The 16,004-nt window shown below is 62.4% G+C and carries 16 protein-coding genes; 6 read left to right on the top strand and 10 right to left on the bottom strand.

The annotated features are described in order from the left end of the window. Positions 1-12: 12 nt before the first annotated feature. The 5 genes from gyrB to AC4P1R_RS15425 all read right to left on the bottom strand — a co-directional run bounded on the left by gyrB (position 13) and on the right by AC4P1R_RS15425 (position 5,355). Entirely contained in the window at positions 13-2,448 is a 2,436-nt protein-coding gene (gyrB, locus tag AC4P1R_RS15445) for a DNA topoisomerase (ATP-hydrolyzing) subunit B (protein WP_069458892.1), read from the bottom strand. Positions 2,449-2,583: 135 nt separating this feature from the next. Beyond that, positions 2,584-2,961, bottom strand: a complete 378-nt coding sequence (locus AC4P1R_RS15440) for a helix-turn-helix domain-containing protein (protein ID WP_069458891.1) — start codon at positions 2,959-2,961, stop codon at positions 2,584-2,586. Further along, positions 2,958-3,524 carry a Smr/MutS family protein gene (locus AC4P1R_RS15435; RefSeq protein WP_069458890.1) on the bottom strand — a complete coding sequence of 189 codons (567 nt, stop codon included), beginning with the start codon at positions 3,522-3,524 and terminating at the stop codon, positions 2,958-2,960. Before AC4P1R_RS15435 ends, AC4P1R_RS15440 begins: the two co-directional genes overlap by 4 nt. Continuing rightward, complete coding sequence (gene mltA / locus AC4P1R_RS15430; protein WP_225192293.1) at positions 3,517-4,635, bottom strand: murein transglycosylase A; 1,119 nt, start codon at positions 4,633-4,635, stop codon at positions 3,517-3,519. Before mltA ends, AC4P1R_RS15435 begins: the two co-directional genes overlap by 8 nt. 15 nt (positions 4,636-4,650) lie before the next feature. Next, entirely contained in the window at positions 4,651-5,355 is a 705-nt protein-coding gene (locus AC4P1R_RS15425) for a Tim44/TimA family putative adaptor protein (protein ID WP_069458983.1), read from the bottom strand. 128 nt (positions 5,356-5,483) lie between these two features. Here AC4P1R_RS15425 and AC4P1R_RS15420 point away from each other — a divergent pair, with 128 nt between their 5' ends. After that, positions 5,484-5,990, top strand: coding sequence for an FxsA family protein (locus AC4P1R_RS15420; RefSeq protein WP_069458888.1), 507 nt, complete (start codon positions 5,484-5,486; stop codon positions 5,988-5,990). A 286-nt stretch (positions 5,991-6,276) separates the two neighbouring features. Further along, on the top strand, positions 6,277-6,780 hold the full coding sequence (gene secB / locus AC4P1R_RS15415) for a protein-export chaperone SecB (RefSeq protein ID WP_069458887.1): 504 nt from the start codon (positions 6,277-6,279) through the stop codon (positions 6,778-6,780). 98 nt (positions 6,781-6,878) lie between these two features. Here the strand turns inward: secB and dnaQ are convergent, their stop codons facing one another. The 5 genes from dnaQ to AC4P1R_RS15390 all read right to left on the bottom strand — a co-directional run bounded on the left by dnaQ (position 6,879) and on the right by AC4P1R_RS15390 (position 10,753). After that, positions 6,879-7,577, bottom strand: a complete 699-nt coding sequence (dnaQ, locus tag AC4P1R_RS15410; protein WP_069458886.1) for a DNA polymerase III subunit epsilon — start codon at positions 7,575-7,577, stop codon at positions 6,879-6,881. A 204-nt stretch (positions 7,578-7,781) separates the two neighbouring features. After that, positions 7,782-8,366 carry a dephospho-CoA kinase gene (coaE, locus tag AC4P1R_RS15405; RefSeq protein ID WP_069458885.1) on the bottom strand — a complete coding sequence of 195 codons (585 nt, stop codon included), beginning with the start codon at positions 8,364-8,366 and terminating at the stop codon, positions 7,782-7,784. Next, positions 8,363-9,223 (bottom strand): shikimate dehydrogenase, encoded by an 861-nt coding sequence (locus tag AC4P1R_RS15400; protein WP_069458884.1) that lies wholly within the window; start codon positions 9,221-9,223, stop codon positions 8,363-8,365. Before AC4P1R_RS15400 ends, coaE begins: the two co-directional genes overlap by 4 nt. Then, positions 9,216-9,815 carry a Maf-like protein gene (locus tag AC4P1R_RS15395; RefSeq protein WP_069458883.1) on the bottom strand — a complete coding sequence of 200 codons (600 nt, stop codon included), beginning with the start codon at positions 9,813-9,815 and terminating at the stop codon, positions 9,216-9,218. Before AC4P1R_RS15395 ends, AC4P1R_RS15400 begins: the two co-directional genes overlap by 8 nt. 116 nt (positions 9,816-9,931) lie before the next feature. Then, positions 9,932-10,753: a pyruvate, water dikinase regulatory protein gene (locus AC4P1R_RS15390; protein WP_069458882.1), complete on the bottom strand. Its 822-nt coding sequence runs from the start codon at positions 10,751-10,753 to the stop codon at positions 9,932-9,934. Between the two features lie 406 nt (positions 10,754-11,159). Here AC4P1R_RS15390 and hemE point away from each other — a divergent pair, with 406 nt between their 5' ends. From hemE to mnmE, 4 genes are all read left to right on the top strand, one after another. Further along, the gene (gene hemE, locus AC4P1R_RS15385) at positions 11,160-12,191 is read left to right on the top strand and encodes a uroporphyrinogen decarboxylase (protein WP_069458881.1); all 1,032 of its coding nucleotides are present in this window, start codon (positions 11,160-11,162) and stop codon (positions 12,189-12,191) included. Then, on the top strand, positions 12,188-12,730 hold the full coding sequence (hemJ, locus tag AC4P1R_RS15380; protein ID WP_151611802.1) for a protoporphyrinogen oxidase HemJ: 543 nt from the start codon (positions 12,188-12,190) through the stop codon (positions 12,728-12,730). Before hemE ends, hemJ begins: the two co-directional genes overlap by 4 nt. A gap of 192 nt (positions 12,731-12,922) precedes the next feature. Continuing rightward, positions 12,923-14,188, top strand: coding sequence for a transcription termination factor Rho (rho, locus tag AC4P1R_RS15375; protein ID WP_106407847.1), 1,266 nt, complete (start codon positions 12,923-12,925; stop codon positions 14,186-14,188). A 420-nt stretch (positions 14,189-14,608) separates the two neighbouring features. After that, positions 14,609-15,928, top strand: a complete 1,320-nt coding sequence (gene mnmE, locus AC4P1R_RS15370; RefSeq protein ID WP_069458879.1) for a tRNA uridine-5-carboxymethylaminomethyl(34) synthesis GTPase MnmE — start codon at positions 14,609-14,611, stop codon at positions 15,926-15,928. The last annotated feature ends 76 nt before the right edge of the window (positions 15,929-16,004 follow it).

Below are 16,004 nucleotides of genomic sequence, written 5' to 3'. Positions count from 1 at the left end.
CGGACGAGCAGGTCAGATGTCGAGATTGGCGACGCTCAGCGCGTTCTCCTGGATGAAATCACGGCGCGGCTCCACCTCGTCGCCCATCAGACGTGAGAACAGACCGTCGGCGTCGGTCGCATCGGAAATCTTGACCTGGAGCAGCGAACGAACATTCGGATCAAGCGTCGTTTCCCACAACTGTTCGGCATTCATCTCGCCGAGGCCTTTGTAGCGCTGCATCGTCAGCCCCTTACGGCCGGCAGCGAAGATCGCATCCAGGAGCGCGCGCGGGCCACTGATCTCCTGGGTACCGTCGCGGCGGCGCAATACCGGCGGCGCCGAATAGATTTCCTTCAATTTTCCCGTCAGTTGGTCGATGTGGCGAGCATCGGACGAGCCGATCAGCGCCATGTCGAGAACGGCCACTTCCTTGACGCCGCGCACCATCCGCTCGAGCTTCAACCCGCCTTCCGTCGTCACGATTCCGGCCCAGCCGCGCTCGGTCTCCTCTGAGACGACGTCGAGACGCCGCGCAACCTCCGCCGCAATCTTCTCGAACTCGTCGCGATTGGCATTGAGTTCGACATTGAGCGCGCCGGCGATCGCCGCCTGTTCGACGATCGAACGGCTGTAGCGGGAATGCAGACCGTCCATCAGCGAGCGAAGGCGCAAGGCATCGTTGATGACTTCGCGGAGATCCTGTCCGGCGCGCACCTCTCCGGAGGCGAGTTCCAGGGAGGCCTCCTCGAGGCCCATGCTGATCAGGTAGTCTTCGAGCGCCTTCTCGTCCTTCAGATATTGGACCGACTTGCCGCGCGTGACTTTGTAGAGCGGCGGCTGGGCGATATAGAGGTGGCCCCGCTCGATCAGCTCCGGCATCTGCCGGAAGAAGAAGGTGAGCAGCAGCGTACGGATGTGGGCGCCGTCGACGTCGGCATCCGTCATGATGATGATCTTGTGGTAGCGCAGCTTGTCGGCGTTGAACTCGTCCTTGCCGATCGAGGTGCCGAGCGCGGTGATCAGCGTGCCGATTTCCTGGCTCGACAGCATCTTGTCGAAGCGTGCGCGCTCCACGTTCAGGATCTTGCCCCGAAGCGGCAGGATCGCCTGGTTCTCTCGCGAGCGCCCCTGCTTGGCCGAGCCGCCTGCCGAATCGCCCTCCACCAGGAACACTTCCGACTTTGCCGGATCGCGCTCGGAGCAGTCGGCGAGCTTGCCGGGGAGCGAGGAGATATCGAGCGCGCCCTTGCGGCGGGTGAGCTCACGCGCCTTGCGGGCCGCCTCGCGGGCGGCGGCGGCCTCGACGACCTTGCCGACGAGAATCTTGGCATCGGAGGGGTTTTCCTCGAGCCAGACGCTCAGCGCCTCGTTGACAAGACTCTCCACGACGGGGCGCACTTCGGACGAGACGAGCTTGTCCTTGGTCTGCGATGAGAATTTCGGGTCCGGGACCTTGACCGAAAGCACTGCGGTCAGCCCCTCACGGCAATCGTCACCGGTCAGCGACACCTTCTCCTTCTTGGTAATGCCGGACGTGTCGGCATAGGAGGTGATCTGGCGGGTTAGCGCGCCGCGGAAGCCCGCCATATGCGTGCCGCCGTCGCGCTGCGGAATATTGTTGGTGAAGCAGAGCACGTTCTCGTGATAGCTGTCGTTCCACCACATCGCCACTTCGACGGTGATGCCGTCCTTCTCGGCGCGGATCGAGACGGGCTTGTGCACGAGCGGCTTCTTGGCCCGATCGAGATAGGCGACGAAGGCCTCGAGGCCGCCGTCATACATCATCTCCTCGCGGCGAATGTCCGAATGGCGCTTGTCCGTCAGCACGATCCGGACGCCGGAATTCAGGAAGGCGAGCTCGCGCAGGCGATGCTCGAGCGTCGCATAGTCGAATTCGACATTCGAAAAGGTCTGTTCGCTCGGCAGGAAGGTGACCTCGGTGCCGGTCTCGCCGCCGGCGTCGCCGACCACCGCCAGCGGCCCGTCGGCAACGCCATGGGTAAAGCTCATTTCATGTATCCTGCCGCCGCGGCGGATCTTGAGCTTGAGCGAGGTGGAAAGCGCATTGACGACCGAGACGCCGACGCCGTGCAGACCGCCGGAAACCTTGTAGGAATTCTGGTCGAACTTGCCGCCGGCATGGAGCTGCGTCATGATGACTTCCGCCGCCGAGACGCCCTCTTCCCGATGAATATCGGTCGGGATGCCGCGGCCGTTGTCCGTCACGGTGACCGAGCCGTCGGGATTGAGTGTGACCGTGACGATATCCGCATGGCCGGCGAGCGCTTCATCGATCGCGTTGTCCACGACCTCGTAGACCATATGGTGCAGGCCGGAGCCGTCATCGGTGTCGCCGATATACATGCCCGGGCGCTTGCGGACGGCATCGAGGCCCTTCAGCACCTTGATGGAATCGGCACCATATTCGGCGGTCGCGCCGGCTTCGGTCTGAGTGATATCGGTCATTCGGCTTCAGGTCTTTCCAGGTTTTCGAACGCCGTGATTCGGTCCGAATCACGAGCGGGATGCCTCGCGGACTATAGGAAATTTGTCCACGGGTTCCAAATCCCGACCTGCAGGATCGCGGGGCCGGGGCGGGCTTCATCCCCTGTCATTATCAGGAAATGCGGCTTTTTCCAAAATATCTTCCATGGCCTCGATGGTCTCTGCCGACAGGTCGCGAATACGCTCGCTCAAGCGGTTGGCAAAGGCCGTGTGGCCGGGCGGAAGGCCGGAGGTGTCGAGCACCACCCGGGGATCCGAAATCCGCGCCACCTGGAAGAGTTCGTCCGCCTCGTCCCAGATCACGTTGAAGTAACCGGCGACGCGCTGCAGGAAGTCAAAGCTCGGGGAGCCTCTCTTGCCGTGTTCGAGCGCCGAAAGATAGGCCGGGGATACCCCGATCGCCGCCGCCATCTCCTTTTGCGAGACGCCCTTGCGGCGGCGCAGTTCACGCATTGCCTCGCCGAACGGGGTCAAGACGCATGACCCTTGACGCGCGCGAGGCGCACATAAAGCGCGCCCTCGCCGCCATGATTCCTCGCCGCCGGCTCGTAGGAGGAAATCAGCGGCCTGAATTCCGGCAGCGAAAACCAGAGCGGCACCGCCCGTTTCAAGGCGCCGTCGCTGCCGAGCGAGGTACCCTTGCCGGTGATGACAAGCACATGTCTGAGCCCCCGCTCATGCGCCTTGATGAGAAACTGCAAGAGCAGCCCATGCGCCTCGCTCTGGATCATGCCGTGCAGGTCGATGCGCGCCTCAAGCGCCAGCCGTCCCTTGGAGAGCTTGCGCTTCACCGGCCGCTCGAGCGGGTGGTGATGGTACTCGGGGCCGCTGCCGCTCAGCCTGAAGCCCTGCTCCGCCTTTTTTGACGCGGAGGGTGGCGTGCCCGGCTGCTCCGGCGTCGGCGCGGCTGGCGGCTGCTCTTCCTCTTCGAGCAGGCCCGTGAGTTCCTCCAGCCGGCCGGGCATCGGCCGCGTCGAGCGCGCGACCTTGCCCCACAGGATGCGGTCCTCCGGCGAGAGCTTCTTTTCCTTAGCCATGGCGATATCCGGGGCGATATCTGGCCGCCGCCGCGCGCGGTATGAAGATGAAGAAATCCGCATCGTTGCGCACCGAACCGGCAAGATCGCCTGCGGCCTCGCCGGAGCCGGTGAAGATGTCGCCGCGTGCCGGGCCGATAATCGCCGAGCCCGTGTCGAGCGCCAGCATCAGGCGCCCGAAAGGCCGTCCCGCGTCGAGATGTGTCAGGCTCTCGCTTGCGACATAGAACGGCACGCCGAAGGTGTGGATGAGGCGGTCGACCGCGAGCGAGCGCCCCGGCTCGAGCGGAACCTTGGCGGCGGCGACCGGCCCGAGTTCCTCATCTTCGACCGGCGCCTCGCGGAAGAAGATGAACGAACGGTTGTGCCACAGGACTTCGTCGACGCGACCCCGGTGGGCCGCGAGCCAGCCCCGTATGCTCGCCATCGACACGGTCGCGGCATCGATCTCGCCGCGCTCGACGAGCAGCTTGCCGATCGCGGAGAAACGATGCCCCGTCTTCGCCGCATAGGTGATGCGACGGCGCGTGCCGTCCGGATAGATCAGCCGGGCAGCCCCCTGAACATGGGCGAAGAACACATCGACCTTGGAGCGGGCAAAGGCGATTTCGAGACCGCGGCCGGCAAGGAACCCCTCCTCGATTTCCCGGCGGTCCGGATATTCTTCGATCGAGCCGTCGCATTGCCGGCCGAAGGCGAAATAGGGGTCCATGCCCTCCGGCCGATTATTTTCGTCGATGTCGACGAGCTCGGGCGGGCGGCGGTAGAAGGGAAAGCGGAAATCATCGTCTGCGGCCGCGCGCACCTCGAGCTCCGGCTCGTAGAAGGCCGTCACGTAGCCCGTCTGTCTCCCGTCTGGCCGGATTCGGAATGGCGCGAAGTGTTCCTCGAAGAAGGCGCGCGCCCGACCTGCGTCAAAACGATGCGCACCGGCCGCCTCGAAGGCGGGCAGCAGATCGCCGACCGTGATGCCGAGGGAGCCGGTTCTATACGGCTTCACCATCGTCACGTGACGATGGCAACGGCGGAGAGCGGCGATCACCAGTGCGGGATCGTCCTCCTGCCAACCGGGCAAGTCGGAAAAAGCGACCGGCTCGAGATCAAAGGCCATCGTCGCCCCGTGCGGTCAGTTTTCAGACTCGGTGGCGATCAGCTTCCAGTTCGGATCACGCGAGCGGACGTCGCGCGCGAAGGTCCACAGATCGTTGACCTCGGCCACGGAGTCGGCATCGCCATCGATAAGCTTTCCCTGCTTGTCATAGGTGGCGGAGATCAGCTGGCTGATGATCCGCACCGTGACATTGGCCTCACTGCCTTTCTGTTCCGCATGGACGATATCGGCCTTCTCGATACCGACGAAGGTCGACTTGACCACTTCGCCCTTGGCCTCACGCTCGGCAATGGCGGCTTCGAAACCCTCATAGACCTCCCGGGAGAGAAGACCTTTTAGCGTCTTGCGGTCGCCATCGGCAAAAGCCATGACGATCATCTCGTAGGCCATCTTTGCGCCATTAAGGAATTCGCCGGGTTCGAACTCGGGGTCGGCTTCGTTCATGGCTCGCAGTTGGCCGTTCAATGGCGTGCCGGGCTTGGCGTAGGAGTCGATGGCCGCGTAGCGGCTTTCGTCTTCCTCGCTCCTCTCACGGCGAGGCAGTTGAACGACCTTGCCGCCGTCCTTTGCCTCGGGGCCCTGGGCGATATCGCGCGGCGAATAGGGGTCGAACGGCGGGCGTTCGCTTCCCGTCCTGCGACCGAGCACGCTTCGCAATTGAAGGAAGATGACCACAGCCGCGATCAGGAAAAAAAACGTGATGAAGTCGAAAGAGCCCATTTCCACCCGGAACCGCTGTTAGAATTTACGTTACTGTTCCATATAGTCCGCAAGGATAAACCATTCAAATGGCGATGTCGCACCCATAAACCGTCGTTCGGCCAATTCCACTCTCGTGAGCACCCTTGATGCGTTCCCTGATCATCCCTCTCACAATTCTCGGACTTCCGCTTGCGGAAATCGCCGGCTTCGTCATGGTCGGGCGCGCGGTCGGCGTCGCGGCAACACTGCTGCTCGTGCTGCTGAGTGCCGTCGCCGGCGTCGCGCTCTTGCGCATTCAGGGCTTCGGCGTGCTCCGCCGCGTGCAGGAATCGGCACGGAAGGGCATCGACCCGGGCCTTGACGTCGTCGGCGGTGCGCTGGTCTTCATCGCCGCGATCCTGCTCATCATTCCCGGCTTCATCAGCGATGCGGTGGGTATTCTCCTGTTCCTGCCCCCGATACGGCGCGGTCTCGCCCGCTTCCTCCAGTCGCGCATGACGATCCTGACGACCGGAACTGATTTTTTTTACACGAGCGGCGCAAGGAGCGACCAGCCCTCCGGCCGGGTCATCGATCTCGAGTCGGACGAATTCTCGAGGGACGATGACGACGAGAACGAGTCCGCGCCGCCCTCCAACCGCCTTCCCGACTAAGGCGTGCCGGCTGCGGCGCCGCAACTCCTCCAATCGGCGCGTCGCGATCAAGCCTGTTCGTGCGACGGGCTTTGGGCCCTGGTCTTACGCGTGTCGTTGTCCAAAACCGCAGCACAGATTGGGTGAAACGCATCAAGAGCCCAGTACCGACTGCCCCGAATTGATGCCGATGACGATCCATGAGCATGCCCGAAATCACCAGGGAACCAGCGCCGGTGCCGAGGGTTGTAAGCCCAGGTCCGAAATGCTAGATGGCCTCAGCAATTCGAAGTCCGAGGAAACTCTCATGACGACTGATACCGCATCCACCGGCAATGGCGGCGCCCAGCAAACCCCGTCGCTCAACATCCTGGCCCAGTACGTCAAGGACCTCTCCTTCGAGAACCCCGGCGCACCGCGTTCCCTGCAGGCGCGCGAACGGGCTCCGTCGATCAATATCAACGTCAACGTCAACGCCAATCCGCTTGCGGAGAACGATTTCGATGTCGTTCTGTCGCTCAATGCCGAGGCAAAGGACGGCGACAAGGTCCTGTTCAACGTCGAATTGGCCTATGGTGGCGTTTTCCGTGTCAGCGGTTTCCCTCAGGAGCATATGCTGCCACTGCTCTTCATCGAGTGCCCGCGTCTCCTTTTCCCGTTCGCCCGGCAGATCGTCTCCGACGCGACCCGCAATGGCGGCTTCCCGCCGCTGATGATCGACCCGATCGATTTCGCGCAGATGTTCGCGCAGCGCATGGCAGAGGAAAAAGTCCGCTCGCAGGTCGCGAATACCAACAGCACGGCCAATTAGAGTTTTTTCAGCTCTGATCCCGAACCCGGCTCCGCGAGCCGGGTTTTTTGTTTGGCCGTCTGTATGCGTGGCGTTTGCACGTTGCGCTGCAGGCGCCTTCAACCGCCGTACTTTGCCCAGATGGCCTTGGCGCCGATCTTGGAAATCAGGGCCGCATGGGCGGCGAGATCGGCCTCGGTCAAGCGGGCCTGCAGGCGCCGCTCCCGCTGGATTAGGAGGATAGGCGCGTCATCGGCATCGGCTGCGACGCCGCCGAGCTCAGTCGTCACGAGGCCGAGCGCCGCCTGCCGACCGCCGATCATCTCGATATAGACTTCGGCAAGCAACTCGGAATCGAGAAGCGCGCCGTGCTTCGTCCGGTGGGAATTGTCGATGCCGTACCGCCGGCAAAGGGCATCGAGCGAATTGGGGCCCATCGGGTGTTTGCGCCGGGCGAGCGCCAGTGTGTCGGTTACCCGGTCGCCAGCAACGAGGGGCAGTCCGAGCCGTTCGAGCTCGGCATTGACGAAGCCCATATCGAAGGCGGCATTGTGCGCGACCCAGCGGGCATCGCCGAAAAACTCGAGGATTTCCTCGACGACATCGGCAAAGGGCGGCTTGTCCCTCAGGAACTCGTCGGTGATGCCATGCACCGCCAGCGCGTCGGGATGGACCTTGCGGTCTCCGGGATTGATGTAGATGTGAATGCTCCGCCCGGTCGGAAAGTGATTCTCGAGCTCGACGCCGCCGATCTCGATCACCCGGTCCTCGCGATTGTCGAGACCGGTCGTTTCCGTATCGAAGATGATTTCACGCATGCGGACTTCCCCGGAGCAATGGTTCGACGCGAATCACTCGCGAACCGGTCTTCGCTTTTAAGCAGGTTCCGCAAAGGTGTTCCACGGCTTTGCGACCAGCACCTGCGGCAAACCCAGGAAATCTGAGCGGATCATCGTGGGTAAACCCGTGAATGTCCGCTTGGCGCCTCGGCCGGGAACCGATGTTGATAAGGCGCGATGCGCCTACCCCACCCGCAATCTGTCGACGACGGCGCCGACCTGCTTCCGGGTCACGTCGAAGCTGTGGCTCGTGTCGATTATGTAGTCGGCGCGCGCGCGCTTTTCGCTGTCGGGAACCTGGCGGGCGAGGATCATCGCAAATTTTTCCGCCGTCATTCCCGGCCGCTTCAGGACGCGCTGGCGCTGGGTCTCGGGATCACAGGTGACGACGACGACGCGATCGACGCGCGTTTCCGCCTTGGTCTCGTAAAGCAGGGGAATGTCGAGAACCACGAAGGGCGCACCGGCCGTCCGATTCCGCGCGATGAACTCCTGCTCACGCGCGCGCACGAGCGGATGCACGATCCGCTCCAATTCGCCGAGCCGGTCGGGCCGGTCGAGAAGTTGCCTCGAGAGTTCGGCCCGATCGATGACGCCGTCCCGGACCACGCCTGGGAAGGCCGCTTCGACCGGCGCCACCGCTTCCCCGCGGTAGAGGTCGTGCACGACCTCGTCCGCATCGTTTACCGGCACGCCGAGCTCGCGAAACATCTGGGCCGTGGTCGATTTTCCCATGCCGATGGAGCCCGTGAGGCCGACGATGATCATGCGCGCGCGTCCATATCGTCGATGATGATCTGCCGAAGCTTCTCATCCACGGCGGGTCGCCGGCCAAACCATTTTTCGAATCCGGGCGCCGCCTGGTGCAACAGCATGCCAAGTCCGTCGACGATACGGAAGCCCCGCGCTTCCGCCTGCCTCAGGAGCGGCGTCTTCAGCGGTACATAGACAATGTCGGTGACGACGGCATCGGCGGCCATCGGCGAGAAGTCAATCTCCGGCGCCGGTTCGCCATCCATGCCGAGGGACGTCGTATTCACGAACAGTCCGGCACCAGTCATGACTTCGGAAAGCGCCGCCATCGGCTGCGCGTGAACGGCGGGGCCGAAGCGGTCGGCGAGCTCTCGCGCCCGAGCCTCGGTGCGGTTCACGACGTGGATCGTTTTGATGCCGCGGTCGCGCACCGCCTGTATGACGGCTCGGCTGGCGCCGCCGGCGCCGAGGACGACGGCGCTGGCTGTCCGGTCCCAGCCGACGGCGCGCTGGTCGAGATTGGCAACGAAACCGAGGCCGTCTGTATTGGTGGCGCAGATCGATCCCTCCTGCAGCCAGAGCGTGTTGGCGGCGCCGAGTTCGGCGGCGCGTTCGTCCGGCCTGTCGGCAAGTCGATAGGCCGCCTCCTTGTGCGGGATGGTGACGTTGCCGCCGCAGAAGCCGGCGGTTCCCTCCTTCAGCGCGGTCATGAAGCCGGGGAACTCTTCCGGCGTGACCTCATGCGCCACGTAGCTGCCGGGAATGCCGAAGGTCTTCAGCCAATAGCCGTGGATCAGCGGCGAGCGCGAGTGCCTGACGGGACAGCCGGTGACGAAGGCATGCTTAACAAATGTTTCACGTGAATCATCCATCGATCGAACCCAGTTCGCGAAGCTTGGAAAGAAGCGGCAGCATCGGCAGGCCGAGAATCGTAAAATAATCGCCCTCGATCTTTTCGAAGAGTTGGATGCCCTCGCCCTCGAGTTGATAGGCACCGACGCTCGCCAGCGCCTTCACGCCGACGCGTTCCAGGTGTCGCTCGACAAAGTCCGCGCTCAAGGGACGGACCGTCATATGGGCGGTGGACACGTGGCGCCAGAGCACGTCGCCAGCGCGGACGAGGGTGATCGCGCTGTTCAGGCTGTGCGTCTTGCCCGCCAGAGACAGGAGATGGTCGGCTGCTTCGGCCATGTCCCTCGGTTTGTGATAGACCCGCGGCCCGAGCGACATCGTCTGGTCGCTGCCGATCACGATCGCGCCAGGGAACTGGCGGGCCACGTCCCGCGCCTTCGCCTCCGCCAGCGCCAGTGCCACATCGACCGGCGAAGCACCTGCGCGTTCGAGCGGCCACTCCAGCGCCCGCTCATCGATCTCGGCGGCGCGGGCATCGAATGTCAGCCCTGCATTTTCGAGAAGGGCCCGACGAAATGGACTGGCCGAGGCCAGCACGAGCGAGGATGTCATTGTTCCAATCCCGCATGGATTTCGCGGCGATCGAGCGGATCCGACGATCGCGCGGCTTACGCCAAGGTTTTGGCTGGCGGCTCGCCTGCATGCCGCCGTCCAGCCTTCCGTTTCGCTTATCTGAGCCGCGGACGAAGGGCAACGATCGCGGCGGCGGTTTCTTCGATCGAGCGGCGGGTGACGTCGATCACCGGCCAATTGTTGCGGGCGCAAAGCATGCGCGCATATTTCAGCTCTTCGGCGATTGCCGCCCTGTCCGTATATTCCTCGCCATGAAAGCCATGCGTCATGCCGAGCAGGCGGTGTTGGCGGACCTGCGACAGCCGGTCGGCGCTGGCAATGAGACCGACGATCAGCGGATTCGTCGCCTGTAGCAGTGAATCGGGCAAGGACACACCCGGGACGATCGGAATATTGGCAGTCTTGATGCCGCGATTGGCGAGATAGATGCTCGTCGGGGTTTTCGACGTACGGCTGACGCCGACCAGCACGACATCGGCCGCGTTGAAATCGGCCGGCATCTGGCCGTCATCATGGTCCATCGTGAAATTCAGCGCTTCGATGCGGGCGAAATAATCGGCGTCCATCACGTGTTGCGCGCCCGAGCGGCGGCGGGACGGAGAACCGAGATAGGACTGAAACAATTCGATGATCGGATCCAGCACGGAGACGCTGGGGACGCCCATCTCGCGGCAGCGCTGGTCGATGATGCCGGCGAGTTCCCGGTCGACGATGGTGTAGAGCACGATCCCCGGTGCGCCGTCGATCGCGTCCAGAACCTGCATCAGCTGCTTCTTGTTGCGGATCAGCGGATAGACATGTTCCAGTGCGTGGGAGGTCTGAAACTGCGCCGCCGCCGCACGGCCGGCGGCGATCAGCGTCTCGCCGGTCGAATCGGAGACGAGGTGGAGATGGAAATAGTTTTTTGGATTCTCCACGCAATTCTCCGGGGGCTGTTGATAGGTCGGGACGAAAGACAGCTAAAATCGCGGGCAGCGATCAGGCAAGTGGAAAAGCGCCCGGTTATTCACATCGAAGACCCGGGCGGAAAACCCGGACGCACCGCTGTGGACAAGACTCATGCGGAAGACAAATTGTCACGCGGATCCACTTCTTGTCCACAGGTAGCGCCATTCCTCAACGGCATCCAAGGTTTTGACGAAGCTCGGCTTTTTGAGCTTTCCTCACTTCATGGCTCGGTCAGGCGATTTCCCTCCCGTGCGACGCGGGGCTTTGCCGCCCTTCTGGACGAAGTGAGGATTGATTTTAATCCTTGATAGTCACCGACTCTAAGAAATAGAAACCATTTCAAATAGATTTGTTTTTAGATTGGGGAACGAAGCCGTGGCCGAGAAACATCGAAAGGTGATGGAGGTGTTGGACGGGAAATGCGTCACCCCGCCCCCGGTTTGGCTGATGCGCCAGGCGGGCCGATATCTTCCGGAATATCGCCAGACGCGGGCGAAGGCCGGGAGCTTTCTCGATCTCTGTTATACGCCCGATCTCGCCGTCGAGGTGACGCTGCAGCCGATCCGCCGCTACGGCTTTGATGCGGCGATTCTCTTTTCCGACATCCTCGTCATTCCCGACGCGCTTCATCGCAATGTTCGCTTCGAGGAGGGGCATGGACCGCGCATGGACCCGATCGACGCCGACGGCATTGCCCTGCTCAACGCCGATGGCGTATCCGGCCATCTCGCGCCGGTCATCGAAACGGTGTCGCGGTTGCGGCGAGAATTGCCGGTGGAAACGACGCTCCTCGGCTTCTGCGGCGCCCCGTGGACGGTCGCGACCTATATGATCGCCGGGCACGGGACACCCGACCAGGCGCCCGCTCGGCTCTTTGCCTATCGCTATCGTGAGGCTTTCGAACGGCTGCTGACATTTCTGGCCGACGTTTCGGCCGACTATCTCGTGGCGCAGATCGATGCCGGTGCGGATGCGGTGCAGATCTTCGACTCCTGGGCCGGCGTGCTCGGTGAGGAGGAGTTTGCGCGCTTTGCCGTCGAGCCCGTCCGGCGGATGATTGCATCCGTTCGCGCTCGCAGGCCGTCTGCCAAAGTGATCGCCTTTGCCAAAGGCGCCGGGCTGCAGCTCAGGAACTATCGGCAAGCGACCGGGGCGGACGCCATCGGCCTCGACTGGACGTTGCCCCTTTCCTTTGCGGCGGAATTGCAGAAGGAGGGGCCGGTCCAAGGGAATCTCGATCCGTTGCGCGTGGTCGCCGGCGGAGCGGCGATGGAGGGCGGTATCGACCGGATTCTCGACGTGCTCGGCAACGGGCCGCTGATCTTCAATCTCGGCCACGGCATCACCCCTGACGCCAGGCCGGACCATGTCGCCGCGCTCGTGGCACGCGTCCGCGGGGAGCGATGATGGGCGAAAGGCAGAGCGACAGCGCTCCAGGCAAGCGGGCGCGGCTTCGGGCAATGATCGCCCTTGCCGCCTTTGCGGCCCTGTTGGGCGCCCTCTTCGCCGCAAGGCCCGACGATCTCTATCTGTGGGTCAAGGCGCTCCATATCATTGCGGTGATTTCCTGGATGGCGGCCCTTCTCTACATGCCGCGGCTTTTCATCTATCACACGGACGCACCGCGCGGATCGCCGCAGTCCGAGACCTTCAAGATCATGGAACAGCGGCTTCTGAAGGTCATCATGAACCCGGCGATGATGATCACCTGGGGGCTCGGTCTTTATCTTGCCTGGGACGTATACGGGTTTCGTGGAGGATGGCTGCACGCCAAACTGTTGTCCGTGCTGCTCTTGACCCTCGTACACGTGCACTACAGCCGGGCGGTTGCGGCCTTCGGGCGAGACGAAAATCGCCGGAACGCACGCTATTGGAGGCTGATGAACGAGGTCCCGACGCTGCTGATGATCCTCATCGTCATCCTCGTTGTCGTGAAACCGTTTTGAATTCAATCGATTCGCAGCTGCGATAGTTGTCGCTAATTTGCGAGGACCCCTTGCGGCGTTTCACGTGAATCGCTATTTTCGTGCATCTCCTGCATGGCCCGTGACAAAGTTTAGAGCCTGCCTCTCCCCCCTCGCAGCTCCCTTACGAAAATCACGCCCACCTTCCATTCCCTTATCACACATGGACTCTTCATGGCTGAAATGAAGCTACAAGAACTCAAGAACAAGACGCCGACCGATCTCCTTGCCTTTGCCGAAGAACTCGAGGTGGAAAACGCCAGCACCATGCGCAAGCAGGAACTGATGTTTGCGATCCTCAAAATGCTGGCGACGCAGGACATCGAGATCATCGGAGAAGGCGTCGTGGAAGTCCTTCAGGACGGATTCGGCTTCCTGCGATCGGCGAACGCAAACTACCTTCCGGGTCCGGACGACATCTACATCTCCCCCTCGCAGATCCGCCGTTTTTCGCTGAAGACCGGCGACACGGTGGAAGGGCCGATCCGCGGGCCGAAGGAAGGCGAGCGTTACTTTGCGCTTCTCAAGGTCAACACGATCAATTTCGACGATCCGGAGAAGATCCGCCACAAGGTTCATTTCGACAACCTGACGCCGCTTTACCCGAACGAGCGGTTCAAGATGGAGCTTGAGGTCCCGACCTCGAAGGATCTTTCGGCCCGCGTCATCGATCTGGTGGCGCCGCTCGGCAAGGGGCAGCGCGGGCTGATTGTGGCGCCGCCGCGTACCGGTAAGACGGTGCTCTTGCAGAACATCGCCCATTCGATCACCGCCAACCACCCGGAATGCTATTTGATCGTGTTGCTGATCGACGAGCGACCGGAAGAAGTCACGGACATGCAGCGCTCGGTCAAGGGCGAAGTGGTGTCCTCGACCTTCGATGAGCCGGCGACGCGTCACGTGCAGGTCGCCGAAATGGTCATCGAGAAGGCCAAGCGCCTCGTCGAGCACGGTCGCGACGTCGTCATCCTTCTCGATTCGATCACCCGCCTCGGCCGGGCCTACAACACGGTCGTGCCCTCTTCCGGCAAGGTTCTGACCGGCGGCGTCGACGCCAATGCCTTGCAGCGGCCGAAGCGCTTCTTTGGCGCAGCCCGCAACATCGAGGAAGGCGGTTCTCTCACCATCATCGCCACCGCGCTGATCGATACAGGCAGCCGCATGGACGAGGTCATCTTCGAAGAGTTCAAGGGTACCGGCAACTCCGAAATCGTGCTCGACCGGAAGGTCGCCGACAAGCGCATCTTCCCGGCAATGGATATCCTCAAGTCGGGGACGCGCAAGGAAGACCTGCTGGTGCCGCGGCACGAACTGCAGAAGATCTTCGTGCTACGCCGGATTCTCGCCCCGATGGGGACGACGGATGCGATCGAGTTCCTCATCGACAAACTCAAGCAGACGAAGAACAACGGGGATTTCTTCGACTCCATGAACGCTTGACGAATTGCGACGCTAGGCCCTCGGCGCGAAATCGTACCCGATTTTCGGAAAGTTCGATGCGCAGACTGAAAGCGTTACAGATCTTTCCGCGCCCGAATGGACGCGCGGCGGTGCAAGGGCCGGGATTCTCAATCCCGGCCTCCTTCATGCTAGGCTGATAGCCGGATTCGGAATGGACCCGGAGGCGCGGCGCGATGATTCACGTGAAACGTGCCGTCCTGACTTCCCTTACCGCTTCGGGTGCCGCTTGATTTTCCGACAAGGACATGTGCATAAGTCTCGCGCCGTCCGCGTTGGGGGCGGCCGGCATAATCCGGGCGATCAATGCTCGCCGCAGCCAAGTACCGCGTCCCAAGTGAAACCGGAAGAAAGCGAAGCCGGCGCGAGGCTGAGGCCCGCCTACCGGGTCCCCATAGTTCGATGCAGTTTACCGACACGATATACGCTCTTTCCAGCGGTGCCCTGCCAGCGGGTGTTGCGATCATCCGCGTCAGCGGTCCTGGAGCGGCCGATGCGCTGGTGCGGCTTTGCGGGGCGCTGCCTCGAGCCCGAACTGCTGCCCTCAGAACGATTCGGACTCGAAACGGTGGAGCATTGGACAACGGTCTAGTGCTCTTTTTTCCGGGCCCGTCATCGTTTACCGGTGAAGATTGCTGCGAGTTGCAGATACATGGCGGGCGGGCGGTCGTGCACGCTGTCCTTGACGAGTTGTCGCAGATCGCCGGCTTTCGCCATGCGGAAGCCGGCGAGTTTTCTCGGCGCGCCTTTCAAAACGGCAGGATGGATCTCGTCGAGGTCGAGGGCCTCGCCGATCTGATCGCAGCCGAGACCGAGATGCAGCGCCGGCTTGCTCTCGAACAGGCGCACGGCGGCAACTCGGCTCTCTATCAGGCATGGGCGCAGCGCCTGACGCATGCCCGCGCGATGATCGAAGCCGAACTCGACTTTGCCGATGAGGACGACATTCCCGGCTCGGTCAGCGCGTCTATCTGGGCCGACATCGTGACCTTACGGAATGAAATCGACACGCATGTCGATGAGGCAGGTCTTGCCGAGATAATCCGCGATGGCTTGAAGATCGTCATCGCCGGGGAGCCGAATGCCGGTAAGTCTAGCCTGCTCAATGCGCTTGCGAAGAGAGATATTGCCATCGTCACGGAGATCGCCGGCACGACCCGCGACGTTCTCTCCGTAGACCTTTCCTTAGCCGGATTCTCGGTTAAGCTGTTCGATACGGCGGGATTGCGGGAGACGGAGGAACTGGTCGAGCGCGAAGGTATTCGCCGGGCGCGTGAGATTATCGGACATGCCGATTTGGTCCTGCTTTTATCGGAAAAGCCGGGCGCATTCCATCTGGATGAGGCAATCACGGACGATGTGCCGGTGATCCGGGTGGCAACGAAACTGGATCGCGGTGAGACGGCCTGGCAGCCGACGGATGCCGACGTTTTTCTGTCGACAAAGACCGGTGCGGGCATTGCTGACCTGCTCCAGGAATTGACGGCTTTTCTGCCGGACCTTGCGGGGCGGACGTCCTTTGCCATGCCGTCGCGGAAGCGACATGTCGATTGCCTGCGGCAAGCCAGTGCTGCGTTGGAGCGCGGTTTGGCCATGGAAGGGCTCGATCTTCAGGCGGAGCAATTGCGACTGGCGAGCGATGCACTTGGCCGGATCACCGGGCGCGTCGATGTGGAGAATCTTCTCGACGTGATATTCTCCGAATTCTGCGTCGGGAAATAAAAATTGCAACGGCCAAAGGCAGGGGCCGGAGTCGGCACGACGGGAACGGGTCAGGCAACCCGTTTCACGTGAAACG

The sequence above is a fragment of the Sinorhizobium sp. Y406 genome, assembly GCF_058732025.1.
The sequence above is the reverse complement of the archived record's forward strand: the minus strand, read 5'-3'. Positions and strand labels throughout refer to the sequence as shown.